Origin of the sequence: Streptomyces durocortorensis, assembly GCF_016901035.1 — a bacterium.
Classification (GTDB): domain Bacteria; phylum Actinomycetota; class Actinomycetes; order Streptomycetales; family Streptomycetaceae; genus Streptomyces; species Streptomyces durocortorensis.
Map to the genome: position 1 here is coordinate 35,301 of NZ_JAFEUF010000029.1, position 12,621 is coordinate 47,921.

The window sequence follows — 12,621 nt, forward strand, 5'->3', positions numbered from 1 at the left end:
ACGAAGTGCCCGTCGGCCGCGCGGCGGGCGGACGGGAACCGCGGGGTGTCAGTCCGTCAGTTCGTCGGCGAGGGCGCGCAGGGCGAGCCGGTAGGAGCCGATGCCGAACCCGGCCACCGTGCCCGTGGCCACCGCGGCGACCACGGAGGTGTGCCGGAACTCCTCGCGGGTGTACGGGTTGGAGATGTGCACCTCGATCAGCGGGGCGGTGCGCTGGGCGGCCGCGTCCCGCATCCCGTACGAGTAGTGCGTGAAGGCACCCGGGTTGAGAACGACCGGAATCGACCCGTCCGCCGCCTCGTGGAGCCAGCGGATCAGCTCGCCCTCGTCGTTGGTCTCCCGTACGTCGACGTCGAAGCCGAGCTCCTTGCCGAGCGCGGTGCAGGTCTCGACGAGTCCGGCGTAGGAAGTGGCCCCGTAGACGTCGGGCTCGCGCGAGCCGAGCCGGCCGAGGTTGGGGCCGTTCAGGACGAGGACCCTGCGGGTCACGCGGAGACCTCCCCGTAGGCGGCGAGCAGCACGGCCGGGTCGGGGCCCTCCAGGACGGTGGGCTTGCCGATGCCGTCCAGGACGATGAAGCGCAGCAGGTCGCCGCGGGACTTCTTGTCGACCTTCATGTTCTCCAGCAGCTTGGGCCACTGGTCGCCGCGGTAGGCGAGCGGCAGGCCCACCGACTCCAGGATGGAGCGGTGCCGGTCGGCGGTGGCGTCGTCGAGGCGTCCGGCGAGCCGGCCCAGCTCGGCGGCGAAGACCATGCCGATGGAGACGGCCGCGCCGTGGCGCCACTTGTAGCGCTCGTTCTTCTCAATGGCGTGGCCCAGCGTGTGGCCGTAGTTGAGGATCTCGCGGAGTCCGGACTCCTTGAGGTCGCTGGAGACGACCTCGGCCTTGACCCGGATGGACCGCTCGATCAGCTCGGCGGTGTGCGGCCCGGAGGGCGTACGGGCGCCCTCGGGGTCGGACTCGATCAGGTCGAGGATGACCGGGTCGGCGATGAACCCGGCCTTGATGATCTCGGCCATGCCGGAGACGTAGTCGTGGACCGGCAGCGATTCCAGCGCGGCGAGGTCGCAGAGGACCCCGGCGGGCGGGTGGAAGGCGCCGACGAGGTTCTTGCCCTCGGCGGTGTTGATGCCGGTCTTGCCGCCCACGGCCGCGTCGACCATGCCGAGCACGGTCGTCGGGACCGCGATCCAGCGGACCCCGCGCAGCCAGCTGGCCGCGACGAACCCGGCGACGTCCGTGGTGGCGCCGCCGCCGATGCCGACGATGACGTCGGTGCGGGTGAAGCCGGTCTGGCCGAGCGCCTTCCAGCAGTAGGCGGCGACCTCGACGGTCTTGGCCTCCTCCGCGTTGGGCAGCTGGATGGCGATGGCCTCGTACCCCTGGGCGGCGAGGTCCTCGCGGACCGCCTCACCGGTGTCGGCGAGCGCCTCGGGGTGCAGGACGGCGACCCGCTTCGCACGGTCGCCGATGAGCTGGGGCAGCTCGCCGAGGAGCTGGTGGCCGACGAGGACCTCGTACGGGTCGGAGCCCGCGGAGCCTGCGACCTGGATGCGGGTGGGGCTCTGCTGCGTCATGCCGGTGTTCTCCACGCCGGGGGCGGCTTCGCCCTCCGGCAGTTGCAGTGCGTCGATGATCGCCTGGGCGACCTCTTCGGGGGTGTTCTCGTCGGTGGCGACGACGGTACGGGCGACCTCTTCGTACAGATGGCGGCGGGCGTCCATCAGCTCGCGCCACTGCCGGCGCGGGTTGACCGCGAGCAGAGGACGCGCGGCGCCGAGCCCGACGCGGCGGACGGCCTCGTCCACGTCCATGGAGAGATAGACGACCGGCCGGCCGGCCAGCAGTTCCCTGGTCGCCCCGTCCAGAACGGCCCCGCCACCGAGGGAGAGGACACCGGGGTGCCCGGCGACGGCCGCCGCGACGGCCCGGCGCTCCAGGGCGCGGAAGTGCTCCTCGCCCTCGTCGTAGAAGATCTCCGCGATCGGCTTGCCGGCCTCGGCGACGACGTCCGCGTCGGTGTCCCGGTAGGTGGTGCCGAGCCGGGCGGCGAGCAGCTCACCGACGGTGGACTTGCCGACGCCCATCGGGCCGACGAGGACGACCAGGGGGCCGCTCATCGGATCTGGAGGTGGTCGAGGTACGACTGGACGTTTCGGTGGGTCTCGGCCACGCTGTCGCCGCCGAACTTCTCCGCGACCGCGTCGGCCAGGACCAGGGCGACCATCGCCTCGGCGACGATGCCCGCGGCCGGGACGGCGCAGACGTCGGAGCGCTGGTGGTGGGCCTTGGTGGCCTCACCGGTGACGACGTCCACGGTGGCGAGCGCGCGCGGCACGGTGGCGATGGGCTTCATAGCGGCGCGGACGCGCAGCAGCTCGCCGGTGGTGAGGCCGCCCTCGGTGCCGCCGGACCGCCCGGAGGTGCGCTTGATGCCGCCCTCGGTGGCGACGATCTCGTCGTGCGCCTTGGAGCCGGGGACGCGGGCGAGCTCGAAGCCGTCGCCGACCTCGACGCCCTTGATGGCCTGGATGCCCATGAGCGCTGCGGCGAGGCGGGCGTCCAGGCGCCGGTCCCAGTGCACGTGCGAGCCGAGCCCGACGGGCACGCCGTACGCGAGCACCTCGACGACCCCGCCGAGGGTGTCGCCGTCCTTGTGGGCCTGGTCGATCTCGGCGACCATCGCCTTGGACGCGTCGGCGTCCAGGCAGCGGACCGGGTCGGCGTCCAGCTTCTCCACGTCGGCGGGGACCGGGAGGACGCCGTACGGCGCCTTCGCGGCGGCCAGCTCGACGACATGGCTGACGATCTCGATGCCCGCGGTCTCCTTGAGGTAGGAGCGGGCGACGGCGCCGAGGGCGACGCGCGCGGCGGTCTCCCGGGCGCTGGCGCGCTCCAGGACCGGCCGGGCCTCGTCGAAGCCGTACTTCTGCATCCCCGCGAGGTCGGCGTGGCCGGGCCGGGGGCGGGTCAGCGGGGCGTTACGGGCGAGCTTCGCCAGCTCGTCGGGGTCGACCGGGTCGGCCGACATGACCTGCTCCCACTTGGGCCACTCGGTGTTGCCGACCATCACGGCGACCGGGGAGCCCATGGTGAGCCCGTGGCGTACGCCGCCGAGGAAGGTGACCTCGTCCTGCTCGAACTTCATCCGCGCGCCGCGGCCGTAACCGAGCCGTCGCCGGGCCAGCGCCTCCGCCACCATCTCCGTGGTGATCGGGACACCGGCGGGAAGACCCTCCAGCGTCGCCACCAGTGCGGGGCCGTGCGACTCGCCTGCGGTCAGCCAGCGCAACCTGCTCAACGGTGCTCCTCATGCTCGCGCCTGAAATCCAACGGCGCCACCGGGTGCGCGGCCCTGGCCCGCCACCCCCGATCCTCCCACGACCGGGGGCACGATCCGGCCGCCGGTCCAGCAGGCGGACCGGCGACGTTCGCCGGCGGTCGCGTCAGCGGGCCGCGAGCGCGGCCTCTCCGGCCTGCCGCATGGCAGCCAGCGGTGCCGGGATCCGGCCGGTCATCTGCTCGACCTGGAGCAGTGCCTGGTGAACAAGGAGGTCAAGCCCGCCGACGACCGCCCCGCCGTGCGCGGACCAGGCGGCGGCGAGCCGGGTGGGCCACGGCTCGTACAGCACGTCGAAGAGGATGCCCGGACCCTCGGGCACGGAGCCGGTGAACGCGTCCGTCGCGCCCGCCGGAGTGGTGGCGATGACCAATGGCGCGCTCAGTGCCGCTTCCGCGTCCGCCCAGTCGGCGGTGACGACGTCGACCCCGAGCCGCTCTCCCCAGCCGCGCATCTCGGCGGCGCGCTCGGGGCTGCGCACATAGGCGGTGACCGGTCCGGCGCAGACCGCGGCGAGCGCGGCCAGGGCGGAGGAGGCGGTCGCGCCGGCGCCGAGGACGGCGGCCGAGTCGACCTTGTCGACGCCGCGTTCCCGCAGGGCGGCGATCATGCCGGGGATGTCGGTGTTGTCGCCGACCCGGCGGCCGTCCTCGGTGAACACGACCGTGTTGACGGCTTCCACGGAGGCGGCCGTCGCGCTGACCTCGTCGAGCAGCGGGATGATCGCGCGCTTGAGCGGCATGGTCAGCGACAGTCCCGCCCAGGAGGCGTCAAGACCCTCGATGAACCCGGGCAGCGCCGCCTCGTCGACCTCGAACCGGTCGTAGGACCAGTGCTCCAGGCCGAGTTCGGCGTAGGCGGCGCGGTGCAGGACCGGGGAGAGGGAGTGGGCGATGGGCGAGCCGAGGACGGCGGCCCGGCGGCGAGTATCAGCCAAGTCCCTGCTGTTCCTTCCACTTCTCGTTCAGCTTCTCGTGCTCCTCGACGGTCTTCGTGAAGTCCGTCTTCTTGCCGTCGAGCGAGATGAAGAACATCCAGCCGTTCGTGGTCGGGTTGAGCGACGCCTTTATGGCGTCCATGCCGGGATTGCTGATCGGCCCCGGCGGAAGTCCCGTGTGGTAGTAGGTGTTGTACGGGTCCGGATTGGTTCGGATCTCCTTGGAGCCGATCTTGATCTTGCTCTGGTTCTTGAGGTAGTTGAACGCCGAGTCGAATTCCAGCTTGCGATTGGTGATCGTGTTGTCGGGTTCGAGCCGGTTGTAGACGACTTCGGCCATCTTGCGGAAGTCGTCGTGCGTGAGGCCCTCCGCCTGCACCAGACTCGCCACCGTGAGCACCTGCCACGGGCCGTCGAGGTTGAACTTCTTGGCCGTGGCTTCGAGGTCGACCTTCTCGTACTCCTTGTTGGCCCGCGTGACCATCCGCTTCAGCGCGTCCTCGGGCTTGGACCCCTTGGCGACCGGATAGGCCGCCGGGTAGAGGAAGCCTTCCAGCGGGTCCTTGACATCCGGGTTGTCGTCAGCCCAGTCGGGCAGGCCCAGCGACTCCGCCTTCGTCTTGGCGATCTTCGCCGTGGTGCCCTTCTCCAACTCCAGCCGCTTGTCGATCTCGGCATAGACCGTGACGTTACGCGTCCCCTCCGGGATCACGAACGCGTTCTGGCTCTTCGGATCGAGCATCAGCGTGACCGCGCTGGCCGCCGACATCTCCTTGTTCAGGAGATAGACACCCGCCTGGATCAACTTGCCCTTGGGGTTGTCGTTCTGCGCCGCGACGAACGCGTCGGACGACTTGATGACCCCCTGCTTGCGCAGGATGTTCGCGATGTCGTACCCGAACGCGCCCTCGGGGATCTCCACCTCGACCTGATCGCCGGTGCCCGACCCCGCGTAGTCGGCCGGGGCTCCGAACTGCTTCTTCCAGAAGGTGTAGCCGACATAGCCGACGCCACCGAGGCCGCCGACCAGGACGACGGAGACCACCAGGCAGGCACAGCCGCTGCGGCTCTTCTTCTTCTTGCCCTTGCCGCCCCGGCGCTCACCGCCGTCGCGGTCGCGGCGCGAGGAGCGTGATCCCTCGTCGTCCGGGTCATCGTCGTCGTCGCGCGGCTCGCGGCCGGCCGGTTCGTCCGCGCCGGTGAAGAAGGGGTGCGTCTCCTCGTGCGGCTCGTCCGGATCCCAGTCCGTCGACGCCTGCTGCTGAGAGTGCTGTTGCTGAGGGTGCTGCTCAGGCGCGGCCTCGCGGCGACCCGGGGGCTGCGGCGGAGGGTAGGCCTCGGGCGTGCCGTAATAGTCCTGGCTCGCGTCGTAGCCACCGGGGTGCTGCGCGTACGGGTCCTGGGGCTCGGCCCCGTACGGCATGGCGGCCTGCTGGCCGGTGTCCCAGCCGCCGTTGTACTGCGGCTGGGCACCCGGCTGCTGGGCATAGGGGTCCTGCTGAGGCGTGCCGTACTGCTGCTGGTGCTGGTGGTTCTGGTGCTGCTGGCCGTACTGCTGATGCTGGTCGTACGGCTGCTGCTGCTGCTGCGGGTACTGATGGTGCTGCTGGTGGTTCTGGTGCTGCTGGGCGTACGGGTCCTGCGGATAGGACTGCTGCTGGTCGCCGTACTGGCCCTGGCCGTGGGCGGCCTGACGGCCTTCCCATCCCTGGTCCCCGTACAAGGGGTCCTCGGGATGCCACGGTTCGGAGCCGGGGCCCCGGCCATACTCAGTCATCGATCCCCTAGAGCCGCGAGACGACGTTCCGTCTCTTCGCTTCGCCGTGCGGTTTATTCGAACACCGCCGCATCGCGCGGAACGTTACCGTATCGCGATCAGACAACCACTTCGACGCCCTCGCCCGGGGGATTACCTGACGCCCGTTCGGACTCCAGAGCGTTCTGAAGGATCACCACAGCGGCAGCCTGGTCGATGACAGATCGGCCCTTCTTGGACTTCACGCCCGAGGCGCGCATCCCCTGGGCGGCCGTCACTGTGGTCATCCTCTCGTCCACCAGTCGCACCGGAACGGGCGCGATCGATCGGGCGAACACTTGCGCGAACTCCCGGACCTTGGCGGCCGCCGGACCCTCGCCGCCGCCGAGGGAGCGCGGCAGACCGAGGATGACCTCGATCGGCTCGTACTCCTCGACGATCTGGCGGAGCCGCCGGTGGGCTGCCGGGACGTCACGTCCCGGCACGGTCTCCACCGGCGTGGCCAGGATCCCGTCGGGGGGGGGGGGGGGGGGCCCCCCCCCCCGGGGGGCCCCCCCCCCCCGCCCGCGCCCCCCCCCCCCCCCCGGGGGGGGGGCCCCCCCCCCCCCCCGGGGGGGGGGGCGGCGGGGGGCGGGGGGGGGGGGGGGGGGGTCCGCCCCGCCCGGCCCGGGTCCCCCCGGGGGGGGCCTGTACCCGGGGGGGGTCGCACGCGGCGACCCCGATCCGGGCGTCCCCGACGTCGACGGCGAGCCGCCGGCCTCGGCGCATCTGCGTCATCGCGCTCGTCACGCGGTCTCGGTGACGAGGCGTTCGACGGCGGCGACGGCGTCGCCGATGGCGGCCGGGTTCGTGCCGCCGCCCTGGGCGACGTCCGGCTTGCCGCCGCCACCTCCGCCGAGGGTCTTGGCCGCCGTACGCACGAGGTCACCGGCCTTGAGACCGCGCTCGCGGGCGGCCTCGTTGGTGGCGATGACGGTGAGCGGGCGGCCGTTGGCCGTGGTGAACAGGGCCACGACGGCCGGGCGGCCGCCCTGGATGCGGCCCCGCACGTCCAGGACCAGCTTGCGCAGGTCGTCGGCGGAGGTGCCGTCGGGGACCTGGCCGGTGACCAGGGCGACGCCGCGGACGTCCTTGGCGGACTCGACGAGCCCGGCGGCGGCGGCGAGCACCTTCTCCGCGCGGAACTTCTCGATCTCCTTCTCGGCGTCCTTCAGCTTGCCGAGCATGCCCGCGATCTTCTCGGGAAGCTCCTCGGGGCGGCCCTTGACCAGCTCCTGGAGCTGGGCGACGACCGTGTGCTCGCGGGCCAGGAAGTTGTACGCGTCCACGCCGACGAGGGCCTCGATGCGGCGCACGCCGGAGCCGATGGAGGACTCGCCGAGCAGCTTCACCAGACCCAGCTGGGCGGTGTTGTGGACGTGGGTGCCGCCGCACAGCTCCTTGGAGAAGTCGCCGATGGTGACGACGCGGACCCGCTCGCCGTACTTCTCACCGAACTCGGCGATGGCGCCCTGCTTCTTGGCGTCGTCGATCGACATGACCTCGGCCTGGACGTCGAGTTCGCGCGAGAGGACCTCGTTGATCCGCTGCTCGACGTCGGTGAGAACCGTGCCGGGAACGGCGGCGGGCGAACCGAAGTCGAAGCGGAAGCGGCCCGGGGAGTTCTCCGAGCCGGCCTGGGCGGCCGTCGGGCCGAGCGCGTCGCGCAGCGCCTGGTGCGTGAGGTGCGTGGCGCTGTGGGCGCGGGCGATAGCCCGGCGGCGGGTGGAGTCGATGGAGGCGAAGACCGGGGCCCCGACCGTCACTTCGCCGACCTGGACGACACCCTTGTGGACGTGGACGCCGGGGACCGGCTTCTGGACGTCACGGATCTCGATCACGGCGCCCGTGTCGAGCCGGATGCGGCCCGTGTCGGCGAGCTGGCCGCCGCCCTCGGCGTAGAAGGGGGTGCGGTCGAGGACGACCTCGACCTCGTCGCCCTCGGTGGCGGCGGGCGAGGGCACCCCGTCGACCAGCAGGCCGACGATGGTGGACTCACCGGCGGTGGCGGTGTAGCCGGTGAACTCGGTGGCGCCGGAGGTGTCGGCGACCTCGCGGTAGGCGGATAGGTCGGCGTGACCGGTCTTCTTGGCGCGGGCGTCGGCCTTGGCCTTGTCGCGCTGCTCCTGCATGAGGCGGCGGAAGCCGTCCTCGTCCACGGAGAGCCCCTGCTCGGCGGCCATCTCCAGGGTCAGGTCGATCGGGAAGCCCCAGGTGTCGTGGAGCAGGAACGCCTTGTCGCCGGCGAGGACCTGGCCGCCGGCGGCCTTGGTCTCGGTGACGGCGGTCTCCAGGATATTGGTGCCGCCCTTGAGGGCCTTGAGGAAGGCGGCTTCCTCGGCGAGCGCGACGGTCTCGATGCGCTTGCGGTCGGTGATCAGCTCCGGGTACTGGAGGCCCATCGTGTCGATCACGACGTCGACCAGGTCCTTGACGACCGAGCCGGTGGCGCCCATGAGGCGCATGTTGCGGATGGCGCGGCGCATGATGCGGCGCAGCACATAGCCGCGGCCCTCGTTGCCGGGGGTGACGCCGTCGCCGATGAGCATCACCGACGTACGGATGTGGTCGGCGACGACGCGGAGCGAGACGTCCGTGCCCTTTTCGGCGCCGTAGCGGACGCCGGTCAGCTCGGTGGCCTTGTCCATGACGACGCGCAGGGTGTCGGTCTCGTACATGTTCTGTACGCCCTGGAGGATCATCGCGAGGCGTTCCAGGCCGAGACCGGTGTCGATGTTCTTCGACGGCAGGTCCCCGAGGATCGGGAAGTCCTCCTTGCCGTCGCCGGCGCCGCGCTCGTACTGCATGAAGACCAGGTTCCAGATCTCCACGTAGCGCTCGTCGTTGACGGCCGGGCCGCCCTCGACGCCGAACTCGGGACCGCGGTCGTAGTTGATCTCGGAGCAGGGGCCGCAGGGTCCGGGGACGCCCATGGACCAGAAGTTGTCCTTCTTGCCCAGGCGCTGGATGCGCTCGGCGGGGACGCCGATCTTGTCGCGCCAGATGGCCTCGGCCTCGTCGTCGTCGAGGTAGACGGTGATCCAGAGCTTCTCGGGGTCGAGGCCGTAGCCGCCGTCCTCGACGGAGTTGGTCAGTGCCTCCCAGGCGAGCTGGATGGCGCCTTCCTTGAAGTAGTCCCCGAAGGAGAAGTTGCCGCACATCTGGAAGAAGGTGCCGTGGCGGGTGGTCTTGCCGACCTCTTCGATGTCCGGCGTACGCACGCACTTCTGCACGCTGGTGACGCGCGGGGCGGGCGGCTTGACCTCGCCGAGGAAGTACGGCTTGAAGGGGACCATGCCAGCGGGGACCAGCAGCAGAGTCGGGTCGTCCGCGATGAGCGACGCCGAGGGCACGGCAGTGTGACCGCGCTCCTCGAAGAAGCTCAGCCAGCGGCGGCGAATTTCAGCCGACTCCATCAGTGGTCCTCATTCCGGTTGTTCGATTTGTAGGGAAGCTTGCGGTACGTGTTCGGGTGCGCGGCGGGTTCGGGCGCTTCGACGGCCCAGTGCCGCTGTCCGGGAAGGTCCGGGTCGACCGGGGCCTCCAGGCCGAGGGCACCGCCCAGTTCGGCTTCGCGGCGGACCATGCCCTCCCGTACGTCGAGGGCGAAGTCCTTGAGCTTGTGACCGGTCTCGATCGCCTTGTCCGCGGCCTGCGCCGCGAGGCTTTCGGGGGTCAGCTGCTTGAGCTTGCGGTTGACCTTGGTGGTGGCCCACACACCGGCGGCTGCGCCGGCGGTGAACCAGAACGTGCGGCGGAACATCGCTCGATCAGTCCTTCTGTCCGCGGGCGTTTCGGCGTTCGCGCCTGCGTTCGCGCGCCGAGGGTACGGTCCGGCCGACGATCACGGTGCGCCGGGCGGAGCCACGGCTCCGCGCCGGTTCCGGTTCGGGCTCGGGTGCGGTGCGGCGGCCGAGTGCCTGCCGTACGCCGTAGCCGAAGGCCGCGACCTTGACGAGGGGGCCGCCGAAGGTGGAGGCGACGGTCGTGGAGAGCGCGGAGGCGTTGGAGGTGACCTCCTGCACGTCGCTCGCGATGGCGTCGACCTTGTCCAGCTGGGTCTGCGCCGAGCGCACCGTCGCCGAGGCGTCGGCCAGCAGCGGAACGGCCTGATCGGTCACGTCCGCCACGAGCTTGGTGGTCGCCCTGAGCGTCTGGGCGAGCCTCACCAGCACCACGGCGAGGAACGAGACCAGGATCGCCCAGAAGACGGCCACGAGGATTCCGGCAACCTCTCCACCGGACACTGTGCACCGCTCTCTGCTTGTCGATCGGCCCCCTTGGGGGCTTGTCTCCGTCGGTGCCGCCGGCTGCCGCCGACGCGCCCGATCGTCGTCCCACGAGCCTATCGCGCCGCGCATCTCCTCCCCTACCGCATTCCCCGCGGGCCGGGCGGGAGTTGCCTTACGAGATTGTACGGAGAGCTTTCAAGCCAGTACGCTCCGTGTTTCATGCGACGCCTGCAGGACCCCTGCCCGAATCCCGACCATCCGGACGCCCGCCCGGCGGCGGTGCCCGGCACCCTCCCGGCCGAACTGAACAGATTCGTGGGCCGCGAGGACGAACTGGCCGAGGTGGGAGGGCTGCTGGTGGAGTCCAGGCTCGTCACCGTCGTCGGAGTGGCGGGCGTGGGCAAGACCCGTTGCGTCACCCGTGTCGCAGCGCTCCGGGAGAAACGGTACTGCGACGGGGTCCTGCTGGCCGAGCTGTCCACCGTCCGCGACCCCGACCTGCTGGAACACGCCCTGATCGACGCCCTGGGGCTGATCGATCACACCAGTCGGCCGCCGCGCGCCGCCCTCGTCGAGCATCTCTCCGGGCGCCGGACGCTCCTGGTGATCGACGGCTTCGAGCACCTCGTCGACGCCTGCGCCGGCCTCGTCACCGAGCTGCTGCGGCGGGCCCCGGGCCTCCAGGTGCTCGCGGCCGGGCGCTGCCCGCTGCGGGTGGACGGGGAACGGACGTATCCGCTCGCCCCGATGTCCGACGGGGACGCGGTGGAGCTCTTCACCGAACGGGCGCGCGGGGTGCGGCCGGGCTGGGAGCCGGCGGCGGGCGAGCGGGGAACCGTGCTGGAGCTCTGCCGCCGCCTCGACGGGCTCCCGCTGGCCCTGGAACTGGCGGCGGGACGGCTGCGCGCCCTCTCGGTGGAACAGGTGCTGCTGCGGCTGGACGACCGGTTCCGGCTGCTGACCGGCGGCCGTCGCGGTGCGCCGCCCCGCCACCAGACCCTGCGTACGGCGATCGGCTGGAGCCATGAGCTGTGCACGCCCGAGCAGCGGCTGTTGTGGGCTCGGCTCTCGGTGTTCGCCGGGCAGTTCGACCTGGAGGCCGCCGAGTACATCTGCGGCGGAGCGGACCTGCCGGCCGATTCGGTGCTCGATGTGCTGGACGAGCTGCTCGCCCAGTCGGTGGTGGAGCGCGAGGACGGGCCGGCCGGGGCCCGCTACCGGCTGCTGGACACGGTCAGCGAGTACGGGGCGCAGTGGCTGGCGGCCGCCGGGGACGCCCAGCGGCTGCGGCGTCGGCACCGGGACTGGTTCCTGGGGCTCGCGACCTGGTGCGAGCTGGACTGGTTCAGTCCGCGCCAGGCGGAGGTGGCGGCGCGGATCGACTGCGAACTGCCCAATCTCCGCCGGGCGATGGAGTGCTCGATGGAGAGCCCCGACGAGGTGCATCTGGCGCAGCATCTGGCGGGCACCCTGTGGTTCTACTGGGCGGGCTGCGGGCGGCTGTCCGAGGGGCGGCACTGGCTGGACCACGTCCTGGAGGAGCCGACGCCGCACGATGCCGCTCGGCTGAAGGTGCTGTGGGTGCTGGGCTATGTGGCGGTGCTCCAGGGCGACCCGGTGGGCGCGATCTCGGCTCTTCAGGAGTGCCGGGAGGAGGCCGAGCGCGCCGGGGACGCGGCGGCACTGGCGTACGCGGTGCACCGCACGGGGTGTCTGGCGATCGTGACGGACGACATGGAGCGCGCCGAGGAGCTGCTCCGCGAGGCGCTCGGCCGGTACCGCGAGGTCGGCGAGCTGAACAGCAACGTCCTGATGGCGCAGGTGGAGCTGGCCATGGCGGTGGCGTTCCTCGGCGATCTGGACGCGGCGGCGGTGATCTGCGACGAGGTCCGGGAGATCTGCGAGGACCACGGGGAGCGGTGGGCGCTGGCGTACGCGCTGTACGTCCTGGCGTACGCGGCGCTGCGGCGGGGGCGGCCGGCGCGGGCGCGGCAGATGCTCGGGGAGTGCCTGACGATTGGCCGGACGTTCAACGACCTGCTGGGCACGGTGCTGTCGCTGGAGCTGCTGGCGCTGGTGACGGCGGTGGAGGGGGACGCCGGGGAGGCCGCCGTGCTCCAGGGGGCGGCGGAGGGCATCTGGCCGTCGGTGGGTCTGCAGCTGTTCGGCTCGGTGTTCTACGGGCGGCCGCGGGTGGAGTGCGAGGAGCAGGCGCGGCGGGAGCTGGGGAACGCGGCGTACGAGGAGGGGCTGCGGGCGGGCCGGCGGCTGGATCCGGCCACCGCGGTCGACCGGGCCCTGGCCGGTGGCGGGC

General features: G+C 71.6%; 9 protein-coding genes and 2 pseudogenes. 1 reads left to right on the top strand and 10 read right to left on the bottom strand.

Annotated features, from left to right (window positions below; translation table 11 throughout):
• Positions 1–48 precede the first annotated feature (48 nt).
• The 10 genes and pseudogenes from aroQ to JS521_RS08990 all read right to left on the bottom strand — a co-directional run bounded on the left by aroQ (position 49) and on the right by JS521_RS08990 (position 10,322).
• Entirely contained in the window at positions 49–489 is a 441-nt protein-coding gene (gene aroQ / locus JS521_RS08950; protein ID WP_030712607.1) for a type II 3-dehydroquinate dehydratase, read from the bottom strand.
• Positions 486–2,123, bottom strand: coding sequence for a 3-dehydroquinate synthase (aroB, locus tag JS521_RS08955; protein ID WP_205082183.1), 1,638 nt, complete (start codon positions 2,121–2,123; stop codon positions 486–488). Before aroB ends, aroQ begins: the two co-directional genes overlap by 4 nt.
• The gene (aroC, locus tag JS521_RS08960) at positions 2,120–3,304 is read right to left on the bottom strand and encodes a chorismate synthase (protein WP_205082184.1); all 1,185 of its coding nucleotides are present in this window, start codon (positions 3,302–3,304) and stop codon (positions 2,120–2,122) included. Before aroC ends, aroB begins: the two co-directional genes overlap by 4 nt.
• 145 nt (positions 3,305–3,449) lie before the next feature.
• Positions 3,450–4,280, bottom strand: coding sequence for a shikimate dehydrogenase (locus JS521_RS08965; protein WP_205082185.1), 831 nt, complete (start codon positions 4,278–4,280; stop codon positions 3,450–3,452).
• Positions 4,273–6,057: an endolytic transglycosylase MltG gene (mltG, locus tag JS521_RS08970; protein WP_205082186.1), complete on the bottom strand. Its 1,785-nt coding sequence runs from the start codon at positions 6,055–6,057 to the stop codon at positions 4,273–4,275. Before mltG ends, JS521_RS08965 begins: the two co-directional genes overlap by 8 nt.
• Before the next feature lie 98 nt (positions 6,058–6,155).
• Positions 6,156–6,554 (bottom strand): annotated as a pseudogene (ruvX, locus tag JS521_RS08975) (Holliday junction resolvase RuvX); the annotation flags it as partial.
• A 184-nt stretch (positions 6,555–6,738) separates the two neighbouring features.
• Positions 6,739–6,813 (bottom strand): annotated as a pseudogene (locus JS521_RS36545) (Holliday junction resolvase RuvX); the annotation flags it as partial.
• A gap of 8 nt (positions 6,814–6,821) precedes the next feature.
• A complete protein-coding gene (gene alaS / locus JS521_RS08980; RefSeq protein WP_205082187.1) occupies positions 6,822–9,491 on the bottom strand; it encodes an alanine--tRNA ligase in 2,670 nt (889 codons plus the stop codon).
• Positions 9,491–9,838 (bottom strand): DUF6167 family protein, encoded by a 348-nt coding sequence (locus JS521_RS08985; RefSeq protein WP_205082188.1) that lies wholly within the window; start codon positions 9,836–9,838, stop codon positions 9,491–9,493. Before JS521_RS08985 ends, alaS begins: the two co-directional genes overlap by 1 nt.
• Before the next feature lie 7 nt (positions 9,839–9,845).
• Positions 9,846–10,322 carry a DUF948 domain-containing protein gene (locus JS521_RS08990; RefSeq protein ID WP_205082189.1) on the bottom strand — a complete coding sequence of 159 codons (477 nt, stop codon included), beginning with the start codon at positions 10,320–10,322 and terminating at the stop codon, positions 9,846–9,848.
• Between the two features lie 204 nt (positions 10,323–10,526).
• Here JS521_RS08990 and JS521_RS08995 point away from each other — a divergent pair.
• Positions 10,527–12,621, top strand: a 2,095-nt coding sequence (locus tag JS521_RS08995) for an ATP-binding protein (protein ID WP_205082190.1), incomplete at its 3' end; no start/stop codon positions are given.

Coding starts and splice junctions, on each gene's coding strand:
- mltG (WP_205082186.1), bottom strand. CDS start 6,057: ATGACTGAGTATGGCCGGGGCCCCGGCTCCGAACCGTGGCATCCCGAG.
- aroB (WP_205082183.1), bottom strand. CDS start 2,123: ATGAGCGGCCCCCTGGTCGTCCTCGTCGGCCCGATGGGCGTCGGCAAG.
- alaS (WP_205082187.1), bottom strand. CDS start 9,491: ATGGAGTCGGCTGAAATTCGCCGCCGCTGGCTGAGCTTCTTCGAGGAG.
- JS521_RS08985 (WP_205082188.1), bottom strand. CDS start 9,838: ATGTTCCGCCGCACGTTCTGGTTCACCGCCGGCGCAGCCGCCGGTGTG.